Origin of the sequence: Streptomyces sp. NPDC047061, from assembly GCF_040643955.1 — a bacterium.
In the GTDB taxonomy this organism is placed as follows: Bacteria; Actinomycetota; Actinomycetes; order Streptomycetales; family Streptomycetaceae; genus Streptomyces.
Window position 1 is genome coordinate 378,898 of the sequence record NZ_JBEYVI010000004.1, and the last position, 21,597, is coordinate 400,494.

The 21,597-nt window shown below is 70.9% G+C and carries 19 protein-coding genes and 1 pseudogene; 10 read left to right on the forward strand and 10 right to left on the reverse strand.

Annotated features, from left to right (window positions below; all coding sequences use genetic code 11):
• Positions 1–87 precede the first annotated feature (87 nt).
• Entirely contained in the window at positions 88–1,104 is a 1,017-nt protein-coding gene (locus tag ABZ887_RS10220) for a phosphotransferase (protein WP_361285528.1), read from the reverse strand.
• A 545-nt stretch (positions 1,105–1,649) separates the two neighbouring features.
• Between ABZ887_RS10220 and pdhA the strand changes: the two genes are divergently transcribed.
• The 3 genes from pdhA to ABZ887_RS10235 are packed head-to-tail and all read left to right on the forward strand — an operon-like array spanning position 1,650 to position 5,273.
• A complete protein-coding gene (pdhA, locus tag ABZ887_RS10225; RefSeq protein WP_361285531.1) occupies positions 1,650–2,852 on the forward strand; it encodes a pyruvate dehydrogenase (acetyl-transferring) E1 component subunit alpha in 1,203 nt (400 codons plus the stop codon).
• 2 nt (positions 2,853–2,854) lie between these two features.
• Positions 2,855–3,835 carry an alpha-ketoacid dehydrogenase subunit beta gene (locus ABZ887_RS10230; RefSeq protein WP_361285534.1) on the forward strand — a complete coding sequence of 327 codons (981 nt, stop codon included), beginning with the start codon at positions 2,855–2,857 and terminating at the stop codon, positions 3,833–3,835.
• A gap of 10 nt (positions 3,836–3,845) precedes the next feature.
• Complete coding sequence (locus tag ABZ887_RS10235; protein ID WP_361285537.1) at positions 3,846–5,273, forward strand: dihydrolipoamide acetyltransferase family protein; 1,428 nt, start codon at positions 3,846–3,848, stop codon at positions 5,271–5,273.
• A 119-nt stretch (positions 5,274–5,392) separates the two neighbouring features.
• Here ABZ887_RS10235 and ABZ887_RS10240 read toward each other — a convergent pair whose 3' ends face one another.
• Entirely contained in the window at positions 5,393–6,292 is a 900-nt protein-coding gene (locus ABZ887_RS10240) for a D-alanyl-D-alanine carboxypeptidase (protein ID WP_361285540.1), read from the reverse strand.
• Between the two features lie 197 nt (positions 6,293–6,489).
• Between ABZ887_RS10240 and ABZ887_RS10245 the strand changes: the two genes are divergently transcribed.
• Complete coding sequence (locus tag ABZ887_RS10245) at positions 6,490–7,140, forward strand: GntR family transcriptional regulator (protein WP_361285543.1); 651 nt, start codon at positions 6,490–6,492, stop codon at positions 7,138–7,140.
• Entirely contained in the window at positions 7,137–8,438 is a 1,302-nt protein-coding gene (locus ABZ887_RS10250) for an MFS transporter (protein WP_361285546.1), read from the forward strand. The genes ABZ887_RS10245 and ABZ887_RS10250 overlap by 4 nt, the downstream gene beginning before the upstream one ends.
• 338 nt (positions 8,439–8,776) lie before the next feature.
• On the opposite strand, the gene ABZ887_RS10255 is transcribed toward ABZ887_RS10250, so the two are convergent.
• Complete coding sequence (locus ABZ887_RS10255) at positions 8,777–9,541, reverse strand: class I SAM-dependent methyltransferase (RefSeq protein ID WP_361285549.1); 765 nt, start codon at positions 9,539–9,541, stop codon at positions 8,777–8,779.
• Positions 9,542–9,612: 71 nt separating this feature from the next.
• Positions 9,613–10,437 carry a maleylpyruvate isomerase family mycothiol-dependent enzyme gene (locus ABZ887_RS10260; RefSeq protein WP_361285552.1) on the reverse strand — a complete coding sequence of 275 codons (825 nt, stop codon included), beginning with the start codon at positions 10,435–10,437 and terminating at the stop codon, positions 9,613–9,615.
• 182 nt (positions 10,438–10,619) lie between these two features.
• Here ABZ887_RS10260 and ABZ887_RS10265 point away from each other — a divergent pair, with 182 nt between their 5' ends.
• Complete coding sequence (locus ABZ887_RS10265) at positions 10,620–11,435, forward strand: carbon-nitrogen family hydrolase (protein ID WP_361285555.1); 816 nt, start codon at positions 10,620–10,622, stop codon at positions 11,433–11,435.
• 28 nt (positions 11,436–11,463) lie between these two features.
• Here ABZ887_RS10265 and ABZ887_RS10270 read toward each other — a convergent pair.
• Both ABZ887_RS10270 and ABZ887_RS10275 read right to left on the reverse strand, forming a co-directional pair.
• Positions 11,464–11,955: pseudogene (locus ABZ887_RS10270) on the reverse strand (LURP-one-related family protein); the annotation flags it as partial.
• The gene (locus ABZ887_RS10275) at positions 11,952–12,950 is read right to left on the reverse strand and encodes a helix-turn-helix domain-containing protein (protein WP_361285558.1); all 999 of its coding nucleotides are present in this window, start codon (positions 12,948–12,950) and stop codon (positions 11,952–11,954) included. The gene ABZ887_RS10275 and the pseudogene ABZ887_RS10270, both read right to left, overlap by 4 nt.
• Before the next feature lie 53 nt (positions 12,951–13,003).
• Between ABZ887_RS10275 and ABZ887_RS10280 the strand changes: the two genes are divergently transcribed.
• From ABZ887_RS10280 to ABZ887_RS10295, 4 genes are all read left to right on the forward strand, one after another.
• Entirely contained in the window at positions 13,004–13,396 is a 393-nt protein-coding gene (locus ABZ887_RS10280) for a cupin domain-containing protein (RefSeq protein ID WP_361285561.1), read from the forward strand.
• A 155-nt stretch (positions 13,397–13,551) separates the two neighbouring features.
• On the forward strand, positions 13,552–14,412 hold the full coding sequence (locus ABZ887_RS10285; RefSeq protein ID WP_361285563.1) for a calcium-binding protein: 861 nt from the start codon (positions 13,552–13,554) through the stop codon (positions 14,410–14,412).
• Positions 14,413–14,497: 85 nt separating this feature from the next.
• Positions 14,498–14,800: a recombinase family protein gene (locus tag ABZ887_RS10290; RefSeq protein ID WP_361285801.1), complete on the forward strand. Its 303-nt coding sequence runs from the start codon at positions 14,498–14,500 to the stop codon at positions 14,798–14,800.
• 74 nt (positions 14,801–14,874) lie between these two features.
• Positions 14,875–16,713 (forward strand): NHL domain-containing thioredoxin family protein, encoded by a 1,839-nt coding sequence (locus ABZ887_RS10295; RefSeq protein ID WP_361285566.1) that lies wholly within the window; start codon positions 14,875–14,877, stop codon positions 16,711–16,713.
• An 85-nt stretch (positions 16,714–16,798) separates the two neighbouring features.
• Here ABZ887_RS10295 and ABZ887_RS10300 read toward each other — a convergent pair whose 3' ends face one another.
• The 4 genes from ABZ887_RS10300 to ABZ887_RS10315 form a co-directional block, all read right to left on the reverse strand.
• A complete protein-coding gene (locus ABZ887_RS10300; protein ID WP_294008171.1) occupies positions 16,799–16,957 on the reverse strand; it encodes a hypothetical protein in 159 nt (52 codons plus the stop codon).
• Positions 16,958–17,021: 64 nt separating this feature from the next.
• Positions 17,022–18,128 (reverse strand): glycosyltransferase family 2 protein, encoded by a 1,107-nt coding sequence (locus ABZ887_RS10305; protein WP_361285569.1) that lies wholly within the window; start codon positions 18,126–18,128, stop codon positions 17,022–17,024.
• 218 nt (positions 18,129–18,346) lie between these two features.
• Complete coding sequence (locus tag ABZ887_RS10310) at positions 18,347–19,669, reverse strand: M18 family aminopeptidase (protein ID WP_361285573.1); 1,323 nt, start codon at positions 19,667–19,669, stop codon at positions 18,347–18,349.
• 75 nt (positions 19,670–19,744) lie between these two features.
• A complete protein-coding gene (locus ABZ887_RS10315; protein ID WP_361285576.1) occupies positions 19,745–21,571 on the reverse strand; it encodes an acyl-CoA dehydrogenase in 1,827 nt (608 codons plus the stop codon).
• Positions 21,572–21,597: the final 26 nt, after the last annotated feature.

A 21,597-nucleotide genomic window follows, 5' to 3' on the forward strand; every position in this document is an offset into this window, starting at 1 on the left:
AGGACAGCGACGCCCTTCGGCTGACCGGCCGCCACCGGCTGCCGACCACCAGTCGCTGGGTGTCGGCCACCAGCTGCCGGTCACCGGCTACTGGACGAAGGCGTCGCACACCGCGTCGTACTCCCTGGTCCACCACACGGCGAGTGCCGAGGCGGCCGGGAACTGGGGGTCCGCGCGGGTGTCGCCGCGCTCGTAGTGCCAGCGCAGCATCCAGAAGTCGTTGAGCCGCTCCCACCACACGCGGTGCACGGCCGCCGCGAGCTCCGAGGGCGTGGCCCCGGCCGCGCGCCGGTACGCGCGCGCGTACGCCCGCACCTTCCGCAGGTCGAGCGCCCCCGCCGGGCGGACGAAGAAGATCACGGCGGCGCGTACGGCCTCCTCCGCGCGGGGCTGCACGCCGAGCCGGTCCCAGTCGACGATCGCGGCGGGTGCGTCGTCCTTGTAGAGCAGGTTGAACGGGTGGAAGTCGCCGTGTACCCAGCCCACCGAGGCGCCGCGCGGCGGGCGCCGGGCGCTGTGCTGCTCCAGCAGCGCACGGCGTTCGAGCAGCCGGTGCCGGGCGAGTTCGTCGAAGGCGTCGGCGGGGCGGTGCCGGCTGACCTGGGCGAGCAGGTCGTCGATGAGCGCGAAGGTGTCGGCGGGGTCGGCGCTCTCGACCGGATGGGGGCTGGTGGCCGGGCGGGTGCGCCCCTTGGGCGGCATCACCCGCTCCAGGCAGGCGTGCACGGCACCGAGGAGCGCGCCGAGCCGGGCGCACTCCCCGCGCGTGAGCTGTCCGCCGTGCCGGTGCCGGCCGTCGATCCAGGGGTGCAGGGCGTAGGCGTGGCCGCCCACGACGGCGACCGTACGGCCGTCGCGGTGGGCGAGGGGCGGGGCGACCGGGACACCCAGGGCGGCCAGCCGCAGGGTGGCCAGATGACGTCGTTCGATGGCGGCCGGGTCCGCGGTGTCGGGGTCGAAGTGGTGTTTCAGGAAGTAGCGGCCGCGGGTGGTGCGGAGGCGGTAGCCGCGGTTGAGCAGGCCCTGTTCGACCGGCTCGCAGGCGAGCGCGGAACCGGCGGCGTACAGCCGGAGCAGGGCGCCCAGAGGGGGCGCGTGAGGCACGGGGGGTGGTAAACAAGAGCGCGGCACGCGGCAGATGTTAGAGCAAGCTCCAGCCCTGTGAGCTGGGCGTTGTCGCAGGCAGTCATCGGTGGTCGCTTTTGGTCACATGGTGCACCGTGGCGAATGCCGGTGCGAAAGACGCGCCCCGGGGGCGCGCCGTGCGGCGTAGGGTCGCGGCGCCGCGCTCGGTGCCCGGCGAGCGGATCGGGCCCCTCGATGTCTTCCCGTGGCCCTGGGCGGCGGGATAACGTGCCGTTGCTCCGGCCTCCTGCAAGGCTCTGACCAGCGACCTTCCGGCCCGCGTCGATTTACTAGGAAACCCAAGCAAAAAGTACTTGGATTTCCAAGCAAAAACGCAGGTCAGAAGGGGTTTCACAGAAATGTGGAGCACTGGGTAACGTGCATGTTGCAGGGCGCTCGCCGGGGCACCTGTCACGCCTGTTCCCGGCCGAGTGGCACACACCCCGTGCCACGGGTGTCGGAAGCAGGTGAGCCGCACTGGTTCACCCGGCAACCCCGGGGGCCGGACCGACGGAGGAGCACACGTGACCGTGGACAGCAGTGCCGCGAGCGAACCGCGACGCAGCGCCGCAGGCAAAGCCGGTACCACCGGCAGCAAGACCGGCACCAAGCGCACCACCAGCCGCACCACCTCGAAGAAGAGCACCGATCCCGAGCTCGTCCAGCTGCTGACCCCCGAGGGCAAGCGGGTCAAGAACGCCGAGTACGACGCGTACGTCGCCGGGATCACCCCCGAGGAGCTGCGCGGCCTGTACCGCGACATGGTGCTCACCCGCCGCTTCGACGCCGAGGCCACCGCCCTGCAGCGCCAGGGCGAGCTGGGCCTGTGGGCGTCCCTGCTCGGCCAGGAGGCCGCCCAGATCGGCTCCGGCCGGGCCACCCGCGAGGACGACTACGTCTTCCCGACCTACCGCGAGCACGGCGTCGCCTGGTGCCGCGGGGTCGACCCGACCAACCTGCTGGGCATGTTCCGCGGCGTCAACCACGGCGGCTGGGACCCCAACACCAACAACTTCCACCTCTACACGATCGTCATCGGCTCCCAGACGCTGCACGCCACCGGCTACGCGATGGGCGTCGCCAAGGACGGCGCGGACAGCGCGGTGATCGCCTACTTCGGCGACGGCGCCTCCAGCCAGGGCGATGTCGCCGAATCGTTCACCTTCTCCGCGGTCTACAACGCCCCGGTCGTGTTCTTCTGCCAGAACAACCAGTGGGCGATCTCCGAGCCGACCGAGAAGCAGACCCGTGTCCCGCTCTACCAGCGCGCCCAGGGCTTCGGCTTCCCCGGCGTCCGGGTCGACGGCAACGACGTGCTGGCCTGCCTCGCGGTCACCAAGTGGGCGCTGGAGCGCGCCCGCAGCGGCGAGGGCCCGACGCTCGTCGAGGCGTACACCTACCGGATGGGCGCCCACACCACCTCCGACGACCCGACCAAGTACCGGGCCGACGAGGAGCGCGAGGCCTGGGAGGCCAAGGACCCGATCCTGCGCCTTCGCCGGTACCTGGAGGCCTCAAACCACGCGGACGAGGGATTCTTCGCGGAACTGGAGACCGAGTCCGAGGCGTTGGGCAGGCGAGTGCGCGAAGCGGTACGGGCCATGCCGGACCCGGACAAATTCGCCGTCTTCGAGAACGTGTACGCGGACGGGCATGCGCTCGTCGACGAGGAACGAGCCCAGTTCGCCGCCTACCAGGCGTCGTTCGCGGACGTAGAGGGGGCCTGATCATGGCAGCGGAGAAGATGGCTCTGGCCAAGGCGATCAACGAGTCGCTGCGCCGCGCGCTGGAATCGGACCCCAAGGTCCTCGTCATGGGCGAGGACGTCGGCAAGCTCGGCGGTGTCTTCCGGGTCACCGACGGCCTGCAGAAGGACTTCGGCGAGAGCCGCGTCATCGACACCCCCCTCGCGGAGTCCGGCATCGTCGGCACCGCGATCGGCCTCGCGCTGCGCGGCTACCGGCCGGTGGTGGAGATCCAGTTCGACGGCTTCGTCTTCCCGGCGTACGACCAGATCGTCACCCAGCTCGCGAAGATGCACGCCCGCTCGCTGGGCAAGGTCAAGATGCCGGTCGTCGTCCGCATCCCCTACGGCGGCGGCATCGGCGCGGTCGAGCACCACTCCGAGTCCCCGGAGTCCCTGTTCGCGCACGTGGCGGGTCTGAAGATCGTCTCCCCCTCCAACTCCTCCGACGCGTACTGGATGATGCAGCAGGCCATCCAGAGCGACGACCCGGTGATCTTCTTCGAGCCCAAGCGCCGCTACTGGGACAAGGGCGAGGTCAACACGGAGGCCATCCCGGGCCCGCTGCACAAGGCGCGCGTGGTCCGCGAGGGCACCGACCTGACACTCGTCGCCTACGGCCCGATGGTGAAGCTCTGCCAGGAGGTCGCCGACGCGGCCGCCGAGGAGGGCAAGTCCCTGGAGGTGCTGGACCTGCGGTCCGTCTCCCCGATGGACTTCGACTCGATCCAGGCCTCGGTGGAGAAGACCCGCCGGCTGGTCGTGGTCCACGAGGCGCCGGTCTTCTTCGGTTCGGGCGCGGAGATCGCCGCCCGCATCACCGAGCGCTGCTTCTACCACCTGGAGGCCCCGGTCCTCAGGGTCGGCGGCTACCACGCCCCCTACCCGCCGGCCCGCCTGGAGGAGGAGTACCTTCCGGGCCTTGACCGGGTGCTCGACGCCGTCGACCGTGCCCTGGCGTACTGAGGAGAGGGTCGTGACGACGATGACGGAAGCGTCCGTACGCGAGTTCAAGATGCCGGACGTGGGCGAGGGGCTCACCGAGGCCGAGATCCTCAAGTGGTACGTCCAGCCCGGCGACACGGTCACCGACGGCCAGGTGGTGTGCGAGGTGGAGACGGCGAAGGCGGCCGTCGAACTCCCCATCCCCTACGACGGCGTGGTCCGCGAGCTGCGCTTTGCCGAGGGCACCACGGTGGATGTGGGCACGGCGATCATCGCGGTGGACGTCGCGGGCGGCGTGGCCGCCCCCGCTCCCGTGCAGGAGTCCGCTCCGGCCCCGGAGCCGGAGGAGAAGCCGCAGGGCCGCCAGCCGGTCCTGGTCGGCTACGGCGTGGCGGCCTCCTCCACCAAGCGCCGCCCGCGCAAGGGCCCCGAGGTCACGGTCGCCGAGGCGGCGGCCCAGGCCGCGGTCCACAAGGAGCTGAACGGCCACGGCCCTGCTCCGGTCCCCGCCCCCGTTCCCGCCCCCGCCCCGGCCGTGGAGGAGCGTTCCCGCCCGCTGGCGAAGCCGCCGGTGCGCAAGCTGGCGAAGGACCTGGGCGTCGACCTGGCCACGGTGACCCCGTCCGGCCCGGACGGCGTCATCACCCGCGAGGACGTGCACGCGGCGGTGACGCCGGCGACGGCCGTACCGACGGCGGTGCCGCAGCCGACGGCCCCCGAGATCGCCGTGACCCCTGCCGTGGTCTCTCACGACACCGCACGCGAGACCCGCGTCCCCGTCAAGGGTGTCCGCAAGGCGACGGCGGCGGCGATGGTCGGCTCGGCGTTCACGGCACCCCACGTCACGGAGTTCGTGACGGTGGACGTGACCCGCACGATGAAGCTGGTCGAGGAGCTGAAGCAGGACAAGGACCTGCAGGGCCTCCGGGTCAACCCGCTCCTCCTCATCGCCAAGGCCCTGCTGGTCGCGATCCGGCGCAACCCGGACATCAACGCGTCCTGGGACGAGGCGAACCAGGAGATCGTGCTCAAGCACTACGTCAACCTGGGCATCGCCGCGGCCACCCCGCGCGGCCTGATCGTGCCGAACATCAAGGACGCCCACGCGAAGACGCTGCCGCAGCTGGCGGAGGCGCTCGGTGAGCTGGTCTCCACGGCCAGGGACGGCAGGACGTCACCCGCCGCGATGCAGGGCGGCACGGTGACCATCACCAACGTCGGCGTCTTCGGCATCGACACAGGCACGCCGATCCTCAACCCGGGCGAGGCGGCGATCCTCGCGGTCGGCGCGATCAAGCTCCAGCCCTGGGTCCACAAGGGCAAGGTGAAGCCCCGCCAGGTCACCACCCTGGCCCTGTCCTTCGACCACCGTCTGGTCGACGGCGAGCTGGGCTCCAAGGTCCTGGCGGACATCGCGGCGGTCCTGGAGCAGCCGAAGCGGCTGATCACCTGGGCCTGAGGGCCACAGGGGCCGTACCGCGCGAAAGGCCCGCCGCATGGGATGCGGCGGGCCTTTCGCCGGCTCGACTCGGCTCGACTCGGTTCGAGTCGAGCCAGGTCGCGTCGGGTCGCGTCGGATCAGATCGTCGAGAAGCCGTAGTTGAGGAGCTTCGTGGCGTCCGTCGCGCGCTGGGTGATCGAGGAGGAGGCGAGGACGGTGCCGATGACCGTCTTGCCGTTCCGGGTCGCGGCGAAGACCAGGCAGTACTTGGCCTCGGGGCCGGAGCCGGTCTTGATGCCGATGGCGCCGCTGTAGCTGCTGAGCAGCGTGTTGGTGTTGGTCCAGGCACCCATGGTGCGGGTGGAACCGGTCTTGGTGATCGTCTTCGCCGTGTACTTCTTCGTCTTGACGACCGTGCGGAACGTGGAGCTCTTCATCGCGCTGCTGGCGATCTTCGTCAGGTCGCGCGGCGTCGAGTAGTTGTTGCCGTTGCCGATGCCGTCGAAGGAGTCGAAGTGGGTGTGGGTCAGGCCCAGGTTCTTCGCGGCGGTGTTCATCTTGGAGATGAAGTTGGCGACGCGCTTGGCGCGGGTGGTGCCCGAGCCGTAGGTGTCCGCGAGCGCGTAGGCGGCGTCGCAGCCGGAGGGCAGCATCAGCCCGTACAGCAGCTGGCGGACGGTGACCTTGTCGCCGACGATCAGGTGCGCCTGGGAGGCGTTGTTGGCGACGACGTAGTCGCTGTACGCCTTCTGGATCGTCACCTTCTTGTCGAGGTTCAGGTTCGACTGGGCGAGCACGACCTTCGCGGTCATGATCTTCGTGGTGGAGCCGGTGGACAGTTCGGTGTCCGCCTTCTTCGTGTACAGCGTCTTCGCGTTCGCGTTGTTCATGACGTAGCCACCCTTGGCCACGATCGTGGGCGCGGTGACGGCCTGCGCGGGAGCCGCGGTGAGGGCGCCGGTGGCGAGCATCGCGCCGGACGTGACGGCGACGGCGACGGCCCTGCGGAAGCTGGTGCCCTTAATACCGGTAATCAACTGAAATACCCCGAGTCGAGTCGAGTCGTAATGCCCCTGGAGTGCGGCCGAGTTGGGGGTGCCAAAGCGGGTGGGGCCGCACGTGTGTGACACGTAAGTAGCACAGATGGTTGTGCGGTTGCTGAGGGCGATCTACATCACGTCCGGATGCTGGACGAGCGGGCTACTTGCGTACGTGTTGTATCTAAGCTGTGGGCATGAGCCTGGCCGTCAAGCAGCCCCCCGCCGCCGACCGTGTCTACTCCCATGTCAAGCAAGGCGTCCTGGACCGCCGTTACGAAGGCGGCACGCTCCTCACCGAGGGCGAGCTGGCCGAGGCCGTCGGGGTCTCCCGCACCCCCGTCCGCGAGGCGCTGCTGCGCCTGGAGGCCGAGGGCCTGATCAAGCTCTACCCGAAGAAGGGCGCCATGGTGCTGCCCGTCTCCGCGCAGGAGATCGCGGACGTGGTGGAGACCCGGATGCTGGTCGAGGAACACGCGGTGCGCAAGGCCGTACCGGCGTCCGCGGGGCTCGTGACCCGGCTTCAGGAACTGCTCGACCGGCAGAAGGCCGAGGCCGCCGCCGGTGACCTGGCCGCCGCGGCCGTCACCGACCGCTGCTTCCACGCGGCGATCGTCCGCGACGGCGGCAACGAGATCCTCTCCCGCCTCTACGACCAGCTGCGCGACCGCCAGCTGCGGATGGGCGTCGCGATCATGCACGCGCACCCCGACCGCATCGCCAAGTCGCTCACCGAGCACGAGGAGATCCTGGACGCGCTGCGCGCCGGGGACGCCGACCGCGCGGTCGAGCTTGTGCACCGGCACGTCGACTGGTTCGCGCACCTGGCGCGGGGTGAGGTCCGATGAGCCGCGGCAGCGCGTCGCTCCCCGGTGACCCGCCGGGCGGCCGCCGGGCCGTCGCCGTCTGGTGCATCGGCGTCTCGGTCTACTTCGTCGCCGTCATCTTCCGTACGTCCCTCGGGGTCGCCGGCCTCGACGCCGCCGACCGCTTCCACGTGGGCGCCTCGGCGCTGTCCACGTTCTCGATCCTCCAGCTGCTGGTCTACGCCGGCATGCAGATACCCGTCGGTCTGCTGGTCGACCGCCTCGGCACGAAGAAGATGCTGACCATCGGCGCGGTGCTGTTCACCGCCGGGCAGCTGGGCTTCGCCTTCTCCCCGTCGTACGGCACCGCGCTCGCCTCGCGCGCGCTGCTCGGCTGCGGTGACGCGATGACGTTCATCAGCGTGCTGCGGCTGGGCACCCGCTGGTTCCCGGCCCGGCGCGGGCCGCTCGTCGCCCAGCTCGCCGGTCTGGCCGGCATGGCCGGCAACCTCGTCTCCACGCTGCTCCTGGCCCGGCTGCTGCACGGCATCGGCTGGACCCCGGCGTTCGCGGGCAGCGCGCTGGCCGGGGCGGTCGTCCTGGTCCTCGTGTTCCTGTTCCTGAAGGACCACCCCGAGGGGTACGAGCCCGAGCCCTTCCCGCACCAGGGGGCGGCGTACGTACGGAAGCAGATCGCCGCGTCCTGGCGGGAGCCGGGGACCCGGCTGGGTCTGTGGGTGCACTTCACCACCCAGTTCCCGGCGATGGTGTTCCTGCTGCTGTGGGGGCTGCCGTTCCTGGTCCAGGCGCAGGGGCTGTCCCGCGCCACGGCCGGTGAGCTGCTGACCCTGGTCGTCCTCTGCAACATGGTGGTCGGCCTCGTCTACGGTCAGATCGTCGCCCGGCATCACGCGGCGCGGCTGCCGCTGGTGCTGGGTACGGTCGGGGCGACGGCCGTGGTGTGGGCGGCGACGCTGGTGTATCCGGCCGACCATGCGCCGATGTGGCTGCTGGTGGTGCTGTGCGCGGTGCTGGGGGCGTGCGGGCCGGCGTCGATGATCGGCTTCGACTTCGCGCGTCCCGCGAATCCGCCGGAGCGGCAGGGGACCGCGTCCGGGATCACCAACATGGGTGGTTTCACGGCCTCGATGACGACGTTGTTCGCGGTGGGGGTGCTGCTGGATGCCACCGGCGACAACTACGCGGTGGCCTTCTCGTGCGTGTTCGTGCTGCAGGCGCTGGGGGTGAGCCAGATTCTGCGGTTGCGGGGGCGGGCGGTTCGGCGGGAGCGGGAGCGGTTGGTGGCGAGCCGGGTGGAGACGGTGCACGTGCCTGCATGAGTTTCCCCACCCGCGCACCGCCCGTTCACCGTCGGCAGAGAGGCCGGGCGACCTGCGGGGGCGATCGCCGTCGGCGGCTTTCCGAGCGCGCGATGCGATCAGCCGACGGGCGGCGCGAGCGGGTCTCCAGCCACCCGGGCGGGTCGGTTGGCCGGCTGGTGGCGCGGGCGAGTTGGCCGGACGGTGGTGGTGCGAGTCGGTCGGCCGGCCGGTGGCGCGAGCTGGTCAGCCAGCTGGTGGTGCGGGCGGGGTGGGTCGGCCGGCTGGTGGTGCGGGCGGGTCGGCCTGCCGGTGGTGTGTGTTGGTGAGTCAGGTGGCCGCCTGTGCGGGTGCGGCGGTCAGCGTGTTGTCGGTACGAGGGTGAGGTAGGCGTAGCCGAGGATGCCTCGGTACGTCAGCCAGGCTGCGCGGTGGCTGTCCAGGGTCTCGCGGGTCGTCGGCGCCAGGGGGTGCCGTGGGTTGGCGGCCAGCCAGACCTCCTTGTCCGCCTGGTAGCCCGACTCGAACTCCTCCCACTCCTCCAGGCTCGTCGTCTCGGTCCACTCCGGGCGGAAGCCCGCCTCCACCGCCCGGTCGACCAGGCCCGCCAGGTCGTGGTGGTCGGCGGCCGACGCGCCCGGCCACATCCCGGCGAGTTCGGTGTCCGTCGGGATGCGCTGCCAGTAGCCCTCGCCCAGCAGCACCCGGCCGCCGTCGGACACCAGCCGGCGCAGCTCCCGCAGGGCCGTCGCGAAGTCGTCGCTCAGCGCGTGACCGGCGCCGAGGCACAGCACCACGTCGGCCGGGCCGCGGGCGGTCCCGGCCGCGGACTCCTCGGCGAACTCCACCCGGCCGGCCAGCCCCCGCGCCTCGGCGGCGCGCCGCCCCCGCTCCAGATCCTCCGCGTTCAGGTCCACTCCGACCCCACGCGCCTGCGGCACGGCATCCAGCAGCCGGAGCATCAACTCGCCCCAGCCGCAGCCGATGTCGAGCACGCTGCCGGGGTCCGTGGCGGCGAGGCGGCGGACCAGCCGGGCCGCGCGCGCCTCGGAGAGGGGACCGTGGAAGGCGAGCCGGGTGAGGCGGGGCGGGAGGCCGTCATGCGCTGCGGTGTCGGTCGTCATGCCGGGCACCGTAGGCGTCGACGGCCTGCGCAGGACACCGAATTACCGGTGCCCGTGCCGCTTGCCGCCGCCTACTGCGTGACCGCGAAGTTGCGCAGGATCGCCGCCGTCAGTTCCTGGTCGCCCTCCGCCTTCACCCGGTCCGCGACCGCCTCCGGGGTGGTGCGGCCGCAGGCCAGGCGGACGTAGGTCTCCCAGTCGAGGGTGAAGATGGCGGCGGGGCCGAGGGCGGGGGTGGTCTCCAGGGTGCCGCGGCCCTGGATGTCGATACGGATCGTGCGCAGGAACTCGATCGGCCCGTGCACGTCGAAGATGACGGCCGAGCTGCGCGGCGCGTCGGAGTCGTTGGCGACCACCCGGGGCAGCTCGCCGAGCAGTACGTCCCGGGCGACGTGCGCGCCGGGCGAGTCGAGGCTGCCCGGCCGGCCCAGCGCCGCCCGCAGGTCCTGCTCGTGCACCCACACGTTGAACGCGTGGTTGCGCATGGCCTCTTCGAGGGGGATCTCCCTGCCCATCGGCCCGCGCACGAGGTGGCCCGGCTCCCGCGACTCGTTGCGCAGCTGGCGGTTGCGGCGGATGACCGTGTACTCCAGCTCCGAGGTCATCTCCGGCGCCGTGTGGTGGCGTCGTACGTCGACCTGCATCTCCGTGTAGCGCTGGTTCTCGTTGGTGACGTGGTAGAGGTCGCGCGGCAGGGTGTGGATGGGGCGCGGGTCGCCGAGCATCTCGTTGTCCATGCCGATGACATGGGAGACCACGTCCCGCACCGACCAGCCCGGGCACGGTGTCCGCCGGTTCCACTCGCCCTCGACAAGCGGCGTCACCAGCTCGGATATCGCTTCGATGGAGTGGGTCCACGCGTCGGCGTAGGGCTGGAGGGTGGGATGCAGACTCACGGAACGGGACCCCTCGGCGGTCGGTACTCGGGCAGGTGGTGGCGGCGCTGCCAGTGGGAGATGGCTGCTGTCGGCGGGTGTCTTGAGACGCTAAGTTACGCTGCTGTGAGGCACCCCGGCAGTGCTTTCGTGTGACGATCGTAGGCCCGTGTGGACGACTCGAATGCCAGGACGGTGGTAGTGTGCGTGCCTCGCTCATCCAGATCGACGTAAACGAGGGCGAATCGGTCGATTCTCGTCGGCGGCGCGTGACCGCACTGGTGCGTGAGCAGGCCGATGCCGATCTCGTCGTACTGCCCGAGCTGTGGACGACCGGCGCGTTCGCCTACGAGGAGTTCGCGACGGAGGCCGAGCCGCTCGAAGGGCCGACGTACGAGGCGATGGCGAAGGCGGCGAGCGACGCGGGCGTCTGGCTGCACGCCGGCTCGATCCCCGAGCGGGACCCCGAGGGCCCCCTCTACAACACGGCTCTCGTCTTCTCCCCCTCCGGTGAGCTGGCCGCGGCCTACCGCAAGATCCACCGCTTCGGCTTCGACAAGGGCGAGGCGGTGCTGATGGGCGCGGGACGGGAACTGGTGACCGTCCGGCTGCCCGAGACCACACTGGGCGTGGCCACCTGCTACGACCTCCGTTTCCCCGAACTCTTCCGCGGACTCGTCGACGCCGGCGCCGAGACGCTGGTGCTCTCGGCGGGCTGGCCCGAGCGGCGACGCGCGCACTGGACGCTGCTGGCCCAGGCGCGGGCGGTCGAGAACCAGGCGTTCGTGCTCGCGTGTGGAACGGCCGGGACGCACGCCGGGGTTCCCCAGGCGGGTCACTCGATCGTGGTCGATCCGTGGGGCGAGGTGCTGGCCGAGGCGGGCGCCGGCGAGGAGATCCTCACCGTCGACCTCGACCCGGCCAAGGTCGCCGCGACCCGCGAACAGTTCCCGGCCCTCAAGGACCGCCTGCTGGGCCTCGAACCTCCCCGGCGCCAGCGGCGGCCGGACAGCCACTAGTCCCCGCCAGTCCCCCCAGCCCCCTCCAGTCCGCCTCCCGCTCCTTGTCGGCGAGGTGGATCACGCACACCGCCACCGCGATCAGCAGCGCCGGGTCCGCGTCGTCGCGTACGACGTCGACGCCGTAGGTCTCCCGTACGTGCAGCCACCGCCGGGAGACCACCGCCAGCAGCTCGCCGTCGTACTCGACGGCGAACTCCCGGTCGAGGATCCTGCCGCTGACGTCGAGTTCGGTGCCGTCGACCAGGTGGACCCGGTAGTGGTTGCGCAGGAGCGAGAGCCGCTTGCGTCTGATGGTCGCTAGAGGTTCGCCCTCGCGTTCGATCACCATGGTGTCGCGCAGGGCGAACATCTTCTGGTGGATGTCGACGAGCACGCGCCCGTGCCGGTCCTTCAGCTCGAACGTGTCCCGCACCCGCATGGCCTTGCCGTCGACGAGGAACACCTTGTCGCCGTGCTCGTCCTCGATCCAGTAGTCCTCGCCGAAGCCGAGGAGCCGGTCGCGTACCAGGAATCTCATGTCCGTACCCCTTCCCGCGCCACCGGCCCGAAACGCCGCCGGTAGTCCGACGGGCTGAGCCCGGTCTCCCGCCGCAGCCGTGCGCGCAGGTTGGCCGCGGTACCGAGTCCGCTGCGCGCCGCGACGACGTCGAGCCGCTCCTCCCCGCGCTCGATCAGCCGGCAGGCGAGAGCGACCCGCTCCCCGGTCAGCCAGGCCAGCGGGGTGGTGCCCAGCTGGGCGCGGAACCGGCGGTGCAGGGTCGCGGGGGAGACGGCCGCCCGCGCGGCCAGGTCCGCCACCGTCAGCGGCCGGCCCAGCCGCTCCTGGGCCCAGGCCAGGAGCGGTCCCAGGGACTCGTCCGGCACCTCGGGCACCGGCCGCTCCACGAACTGCCGCTGCCCGCCGTCCCGGTGCGAGGCGAACACCAGCCGCCGGGAGACCGCGTTGGCGATCTCGGCACCGTGGTCCTGCCGCCAGATGTGCAGCCCCAGGTCCAGCGCGGCCGCGCTGCCGGAGGCGGTGAGCAGGTCGCCGTCGTCGACGAAGAGCACGTCGGGCCGGAGCAGCACCCGGGGATGCAGTTCCCGGAACGCGTCCGCCCAGCGCCAGTGCGTGGTGGCGGGCCGACCGTCCAGCAGCCCGGCCTCGGCGAGCGCGAAGGTCCCGGTGCAGAAGCTCACCACCCGCACCCCGCGCGCGTGGGCGCGCCGGATCGCGCCGATGACGTCGGCACCGCGCGGTACGACGTTGTCCGGCCGCCCCGGTACGACGACCGTGTCGGCCTCGTCCACGGCCGCCAGCCCCGCCACCCCGCTCAGGGTGAAGAAGCCGTGGTTCATGCGCACCTCGCGCGTGGGCGCGCACACCGTCACCTCGTACGGCGGCACGCGCAGCCCCAGTTCGGGCCGGGGCAGCCCGAACAGCTCGGTGGCGACCCCGACCTCGAACGGATTGGTGCCCGCGTCGACGATCACGGCCACCCGGTGGGTCGACTGAGAGGATCCTTGCGCCATATGCGATTTCTAGCACTCACGCCGAGGCCGGGCCACGGCCGAGGATGACCGCCATGACCAGTGAACCCGTCTCCCTCGCCGACGCCCTCGCCTCCTTCGAGGACCGGTGGAGCCCGCGCATCGTCACCGCCGTCAACGACTACGACGTCCGCGTCGCCAAGGTCGAGGGCGAGCACCTCTGGCACGTCCACGACCACACCGACGAGTTCTTCCTGGTCCTGGAGGGCGAGCTGCACATCGCCCTGAGGGAACCGGCCGGCGAGCGGACGGTCGTTCTCCCCAAGGGCTCCGTCTTCACGGTGCCCCGCGGTACCGAACACAAGCCGTACGCGCGCGTGCCCACCGAGATCCTGCTCCTCGAGCCCACCGGAACCCTCACGGTGGGCGATCGGCACGACGAGGTTCCCGGACACGTGGACGCGACGACCGGTCACGTCCTCGCCTGACCGGGCCCTGGATTCCATCGGCCCCATGGGTGTCCGGGAGTTGAACTCCCCGTGTTTGTGCAGAAGTCGCCCGACCAAACCCAACCAAAGAGGGGGGCTCCGAGTCCGACGATGCGTAGTTCGCGTAGTCGCGCACGTTCCTCTCGGAGGTTTCCATGCACGCTCGTCCCGTCCGCCGCCGGGCCATACGCGCCCTCCCGGCGATGACGCTGGCTCTCGGTGCGGCCATGGCCGCGTCACTCACCACGGTCGGCACCGCCGACGCCGCCACGGCGCCGGCCACCGCCTCGGTCAACCAGTACGACTGGCAGCTCACCTACCGGGCAGCCGCCGGGCAGACCAACAAAGCCGTCGTCACCGCGTCGCTCACCGCGGACCGCACGGGCATCACCTACGTGATCGAGGACGTCGTGTCCATCACCGCGGGCCATGACTGCGTCTACCCCGACAGTTCGGACCACACGACGGTCTCCTGCACGGTCACCAACGTCGACAGCCAGGACCCGTACGCCGCCCTCGTCGTGAACCTCGGCGACGGCAACGACGCGATCATGTACGAGAACTCCACCGATCAGATCTACTACTACGCCCAGATCTCCCTGGGCCCCGGCAACGACCGGGCGGCCGACTACGGCCGCCTCGACGGCGCCTACGTCTCCGGTGACACGGGCAACGACACCGTCACCGTGGGCAAGGAGGGTTTCGCCTGGGGCGGCGACGGCAAGGACACGATCAACGCGAGCGGCGGCGACAACATCGTGCAGGGCGGCAAGGGCGACGACGTGCTGCACGGCGGAGCCGGAGCCCAGTACCTGTCCGGCGACGACGGCAAGGACACCATCACCGGCGGCACCGGCGCCGACACGCTCTACGGCGGCAAGGGCAACGACGTCCTGTACGGCAACAGCGGGAACGACAAGCTGTACGGCAACAGCGGCAACGACAGGCTGTACGGCGGCCCCGGCCGGGACACGCTCTCCGGCGGCCCCGGCACGGACGTGATCCGCCAGGGCTGACGACGGGACCGACGGGTCCGGGGCCCGCCTTCGGGCTCCGGACCACAGGGAGGTCCTGAGCTCATTACCCCGGACCTGGGCAGGTCTGCATGGCCTGGTGGTTCGCCGGGTGCACGTCGACTGCGGCAGGTCCGGGTACAAGGACGTTCTCCGTAAGGGCTTTGACGCGGCCACGGAAGCGGTCACGTCGGGTGCGGTGCGGACACTGATCGTGTGGAAACTGGATCGGCTCAGCCGAAAGGGGACTGCCGAGGTCGGCCCTCCCCAGCCCTGGCAGCCCGTTGGCAGAGCAGCGACATCAGGCAGAGGCGGGCCCTCCTGCATGCGGCCGTGGAGCGAGTCCGGGTTGCCAGGGCTCCTGGCCGAGGGTGTCGGTTCGATCCCGTAAAGCGACTCCGGACCGTCTGGGCGGTCGACATCGGTGAGGAATAGCGCCAGGCGCACGTGTGGTTGGCTTGAACCATGGCAAAACGCGTACGTGTCCGCGCCCCCGAGCTGATCGGCAAGGGCGGCTGGATCAACACAGGTGACAAGCAGCTCGGTCTCGCGGAGCTCCGCGGGCGTATCGTAATTGTTGATTTCTGGACATTTTGTTGCGTGAACTGCCTGCACGTCCTGGACGAGCTGCGTGAGCTGGAGGAGCGGCACCGGGACACGGTGGTGATCATCGGGGTGCACTCGCCGAAGTTCGTGCACGAGGCGGAGCACCAGGCGGTCGTCGACGCCGTGGAGCGCTACGGCGTGGAGCACCCGGTGCTCGACGACCCGGAGCTCGCCACCTGGAAGCAGTACGCGGTCCGGGCCTGGCCGACGCTGGTCGTCATCGACCCCGAGGGGTACGTCGTCGCCCAGCACGCCGGCGAGGGCCACGCGCACGCGATCGCGCGGCTGGTCGAAGAGCTGGAGGCGGAGCACGAGGCGAAAGGCACCCTGCGGCGCGGCGACGGCCCGTACGTGGCGCCGGAGCCCGAGCCGACCGCCCTGCGCTTCCCCGGCAAGGCCCTGCTGCTGCCCGCGGGGAACTTCCTGGTCAGCGACACCACCCGGCACCAGCTGGTGGAGCTGGCCGCGGACGCGGAGACGGTCGTGCGGCGGCTCGGCTCCGGCACCCGCGGTTTCGCCGACGGTACGGCGGACACCGCCGCCTTCAACGAACCGCAGGGCCTCGCCCTCCTCGGCGACGGCTCGGTGGCCGTCGCCGACACCGTCAACCACGCCCTGCGCCGCCTCGACCCGGCCACCGGCGAGGTCACCACCCTCGCCGGCACGGGCCGCCAGTGGTGGCAGGGTTCCCCGACCTCCGGCCCGGCCCACGAGATCGACCTCTCCTCCCCCTGGGACGTGGCCGTCTTCGGCGGCAAGGTGTGGATCGCCATGGCCGGCGTGCACCAGCTGTGGGCGTACGACCCGGAGACCGGGACGGTCGCCGTGGCCGCCGGCACCACCAACGAGGGACTGGTCGACGGGCCGGCGGCCGAGGCCTGGTTCGCGCAGCCGTCCGGCCTCGCGGCCACCGCGGAGCGCCTCTGGCTCGCCGACTCGGAGACGAGCGCCCTGCGCTGGGTCGACCTGGACGGAGAGGTCCACACGGCCGTCGGCACCGGCCTCTTCGACTTCGGCCACCGGGACGGCGCGGCCGGCCAGGCCCTGCTCCAGCACCCGCTGGGCGTGACGGCCCTGCCCGACGGCTCGGTCGCGGTGTCGGACACCTACAACCACGCGCTGCGCCGCTACGACCCGGCGACCGGCGAGGTCACCACGCTGGCGACGGACCTGCGGGAGCCGAGCGACGCGGTGCTGGCCGGCGACGACATCGTCGTGGTCGAGTCGGCCCGGCACCGGCTGACCCGGCTGCGGCTCCCCGAGGAGGCGGTCCGGGTGGAGTCGGTCGCCCACCGCACCCGGCGGGCGGCGACCGAGGTGGCTCCGGGGCGTCTCCGGCTGGACGTGATCTTCCAGGCCCCGCAGGGCCAGAAACTGGACACCCGCTACGGCCCGTCCACCCGCCTGCTGGTGTCGTCGACCCCGCCGGAGCTGCTGCTCAAGGGCGAGGGCGCCGACACCGACCTGTCGAGAGAGCTGGACCTGAACCCGGCGGTCCAGGAGGGCGTCCTGCACGTCTCGGCGATGGCCGCGTCCTGCGACGACGACGAGGCTGGGGGCACCTCCCGGTCGAAGACTGGGGGAGAATACCCGGCCTGCCATGTGCACCAGCAGGACTGGGGGGTGCCGGTGCGGATCACGGAGGGTGGGGCGAACCGGCTTCCGCTGATTCTCGCCGGGATGGACCAGCGCCCCTGAAAGGGGCGCGGGGCTGTGTCGATGTGCGGCTGCCGCCGCGTGGGCGCGACCAGCCCCCACGCACCCGCAGACGAACGACGACCGGCTACCGCCTACGCGGAACCAGCTTGAACACCGCGACCCCGGCCGCCACCAGCGTCGTGGCCGCCACCACCATCGCCATGCTGTTGATCCACAGCCCGGTGGCGGCCAGGGTCGCACCGCCCGCGCCCGCCGTGCCCGCGCCGATCACTCGTCCGTACATCGTGCTTCTCCTATGAGGGTTGCCATGTGGGGGGCGGGGTCGGTGAGGGTGCCCGGGAACGGGCTCATGTCGCCACCCACTTCTCCTCGCTGCGGCGTACCAGCCCCCACAGCGAGGTGAAGTAGACGGCGTGCTGGAAGAGGTCGTAGAGCATCTCCGGGATCATCACGGCGGCGACCAGGACGGCCTTCGGTCCCGCGCGCCGTACGGAGACGGTCTTCTCGACGATGAAGACGAGGCCGATCGCCGTCCAGAACGGCGACAGACCGGGCCAGCCGTACAGCGAGGTGTACGCGGCCATGTAGGTCAGGTAGATCAGGAAGGACAGCGCGCCGAACCCCATCAGGAACTGCTGCATGAAGTAGCGGGCGGTGACCTTGGTCCAGCCGTAGTCGCGGAGGTTCTCCAACGCGCCGCGCTGCCACCGCAGCCGCTGGTGCCACAGCTTGGGCAGGGTGGGCATGACCTCGGTGGTGACCGCGCAGCCCGCCGGGGACATGGCCCGGTAGCCGAGGGTCTTGACAGCCTTGGTCATCTCGTCGTCCTCGGTGAGCGAGGCGAGGCTGTAGTAGCCGGTGCCGCCGCCGAGTTCGCCGGCGCGGCGGGCGGCGCGGACCTCGCGCAGCACCCGGGCGCGGAACATCGTGCCGGTGCCGGTGAGGACCTGGGCCCGGCCGCCGGTGCGCTCCAGCTCCCAGGCGTAGCGGTGGAACTCCATGCGCTGCAGCAGGCCGAGGAAGCCGCCGCCGTCCTCGCCGTAGAAGACTCCGCCGACCGCGCCGACCTTGCGGTTGAAGGTGGCGAGGGCGGTCTCGACGAACCAGGGGTTGAGGACGGTGTCGGCGTCCTGCACGAGGAGCAGGTCGCGGTCGTCCAGGTGCGGCAGCACCCAGGCGATGGCCTGGTTGAGGGCGCCGGCCTTCTTGTGGGTGTTGCCCTGGGTGGGGAAGACCTGGGCGCCGTGGGCGGCGGCGACGGCGGCCGTGTCGTCGGTGCAGTTGTCGGCGACGACGACGATCAGGTCGGGGCGCCGGGTCTGTTCCCAGAGTCCGTCGATCGCGTCGGAGATACGTTCCTGCTCATTGTGGGCCGGGATCAGCACGGCGAGTCTGGGTCTGTCGCCCGGCTCCTCGCGGGCGGCGTGGGCACGGCGCGTGGCGTGACGGCGCACGGCTCGTACCCCCTGTCGTGAAGACCGCGGTGGATCCGGAATTCGATGTTCCGGACCCGTCAGTGATCCACAGTCTTCACGAAATCCGTACAACTCCGGTAGTTGAACGCTGTAACGGATTGCTCACGGTTGCCTGTGATGACCCTGTGGGTACGGCTGTGTCCGTTACGCGCCGTACCCGCCGCCGGGGGCGAGCACCCCCCGACCAGCCTCCGGAACTAGCCTTCCAGGAACGCCACCAGGGCGTTCGCCAGCAGGAACGGGTCGTCGGCGCCGCACAGTTCGCGGGCGCTGTGCATGGAGAGGATGGCCGCGCCGATGTCGACGGTCCGGATGCCGTGGCGGGCCGCGGTGATCGGGCCGATCGTGGTGCCGCAGGGCATGGAGTTGTTGGAGACGAAGGTCTGGAAGGGCACCCCGGCCTTCTCGCAGGCGGCGGCGAACACCGCGCGGCCCGAACCGTCCGTCGCGTAGCGGTTGTTGACGTTGACCTTGAGGATCGGGCCGCCGTTGGCGCGGGGGTGGTGCGTCGGGTCGTGGCGCTCGGCGTAGTTGGGGTGGACGGCGTGGCCCATGTCGGAGGAGAGACAGACGGTGCCCGCGAAGGCTCTCGCCCGGTCCTCGTACGACCCGCCGCGCGCCAGCACCGAGCGCTCCAGCACGCTCCCGAGCAGCGGCCCGTCCGCGCCGGTGTCCGACTGGGAGCCGGTCTCCTCGTGGTCGAAGGCGGCGAGGACGGGGATGTACGGCAGCTCCGCGCCGCCCGCCGCCACGGCCGCCAGGGCCGCGGTACCGGCGTGCACGGACAGCAGGTTGTCCATCCGGGGCCCGGCCAGCAGCTCCTGGTCGCGACCCAGGTAGGCGGGCGGTTCGACGGCGTAGGTCATCAGGTCCCAGCCGGTCACCGAGCCGGCCGGCAGGCCCGACTCCTGCTCCAGGAAGGCGATCAGGTCGCCGTCGCGGACATCGTCGCCGAGGCCCCAGATCGGCTGCAGATGGCGCTGCTTGTCGAGCTTGAGGCCCTCGCTGCTGACCGAACGGTCCAGGTGGATGGCGAGCTGCGGCACCCGCAGCAGCGGCCGGTTCACGTCGACGAGGCGGGTGGAGCCGTCGCGCAGGCTGAGCCGGCCCGCCAGACCCAGGTCCCGGTCGAGCCAGGAGTTCATGAGCGGTCCGCCGTAGATCTCCACGGCGACCTGGCGGAAGCCGTGCCCCCCGGTGTCCGGGCGGGGCTTCACCCGCAGGTTCGGGGAGTCGGTGTGGGCGCCGACGATCCGGAACGGCGTGTGGGGTGCGGCGCCCTCCGGGACGTACCAGGCGATGATGGCGCCGCCGCGCAGCAGGTACCTGCCGCCGGTACCCGCGGCGGAAGCCCCTGAGGTCTCGGTGTCCCAGGCGTCCGTCTCGTTGACCTGCCGGAAACCGGCCTTCTCCAGCCGCTCGCCGGCGTTCGCCACGGCGTGGTAGGGCGTGGGGCCGGCGGAGAGGAAGGCCATCAGGTCGTCGGTGTGGCCGCGATCGAAGCGGGAGGGTGCGCTCATGTACTTCACCTTAACGACGTACGGTGGCCCGCTCCCCGGAGAGGGAGCGGGCCACCGTGGCGGAACCCGGGTCGGTCAGAAGGCCGCTTCGTCCAGCTCCATCAGGTCGAGGTCGACGTCGGCCGCGACCTTGCGGGCCAGGGTGACGCCCGGCAGCACGTTGGCCGCGAAGAACTTCGCCGCCGCGATCTTGCCGGTGTAGAACGCCTTGTCCTTGTTCGAGGCGGTCTCCAGCTTCTCGGCGGCGATCGCGGCACCCTTGAGCAGCAGGTAGCCGACGATCACGTCACCGGAGGCGAGCAGCAGGCGGGTGGTGTTCAGGCCCACCTTGTAGATGTTCTTGACGTCCTGCTCGGTGGCCGCGAGGTCGGTCAGCATCAGGCCGACGATCGCCTCCAGCTCGACGGCCGCCTTCGCGAGGTGCTCGCGGGCGCCCGCCAGCTCCTCGCCGCCGGTGCCGAGCGCCAGGAACTTCTTGATGTCCTCGGCGAGGGAGTTCAGCGCCGCGCCCTGGTTGCGGACGATCTTCCGGAAGAAGAAGTCCTGGCCCTGGATCGCGGTGGTGCCCTCGTAGAGGGTGTCGATCTTGGCGTCGCGGATGTACTGCTCGATCGGGTACTCCTGCAGGAAGCCGGAGCCGCCGAAGGTCTGCAGCGACTGGGCGAGCTGCTCGTAGCCCTTCTCGGAGCCGTAGCCCTTGACGATCGGCAGGAGCAGGTCGTTCAGCGCGTGCTCGGTCTTCGGGTCCTCGCCGTTCGCCTCCTTGACCGCGATCGCGTCCTGAACGGAGGCGGTGTAGAGGACGAGGGCGCGCATGCCCTCGGCGTACGCCTTCTGCGTGATCAGCGAGCGGCGGACGTCGGGGTGGTGGGTGATGGTGACCTTGGGCGCGGTCTTGTCCAGGAAGTTCGCCAGGTCCGGACCCTGGACGCGCTCCTTGGCGTACTCCAGGGCGTTCAGGTAGCCGGTGGACAGCGTCGAGATGGCCTTCGTGCCGACCATCATCCGGGCGAACTCGATGATCCGGAACATCTGGCGGATGCCCTCGTGCTTGTCGCCGATCAGCCAGCCCTTGGCCGGGTGGCGGTCGCCGAAGGTCATCTCGCAGGTGTTGGAGGCCTTGAGGCCCATCTTGTGCTCGACGTTCGTCGCGTAGACGCCGTTGCGCTCGCCAAGCTCGCCGGTCTCGAAGTCGAACAGGTACTTGGGCACGAGGAAGAGGGAGAGGCCCTTGGTGCCGGGACCGGCACCCTCCGGGCGCGCCAGCACGTAGTGAAGGATGTTCTCCTCCATGTCGTGCTCACCGGAGGTGATGAAGCGTTTCACGCCCTCGATGTGCCAGGAGCCGTCCTCCTGCTGGACCGCCTTGGTACGGCCGGCGCCGACGTCCGAACCCGCGTCGGGCTCGGTGAGCACCATGGTCGAACCCCAGGTCCGGTCCACGGCGAGCTGCGCCCACTTCTTCTGCTCCTCGGTGCCCTCCTCGAAGAGGATGCGGGCGAACGCCGGGCCGGAGGAGTACATCCACACGGCCGGGTTGGCGCCGAGGACCAGCTCCGCGTACGACCAGATCAGCGACGGCGGGGCGGTGGTGCCGCCGATCTCCTCGGGCAGGCCCAGGCGCCAGTACTCGGAGTCCATGAAGGCCTTGTAGCTCTTCTTGAAGGACGCCGGGACCGGGGCGGTGTTGGTCTCCGGGTCGAAGACCGGCGGGTTGCGGTCGGCGTCGGTGAAGGACTCCGCCAGCTCGTTCTCGGCGAGCCGGGTCAGCTCCTCCAGGACGCTCTTCGCGGTGTCGGTGTCCATCTCGGCGAACGGGCCGGTGCCGTACAGCTTGTCGCGCCCGAGCACTTCGAACAGGTTGAATTCGATGTCGCGGAGGTTGGACTTGTAGTGCCCCATGGTGACGCTCCGTATCCGGATCGGCG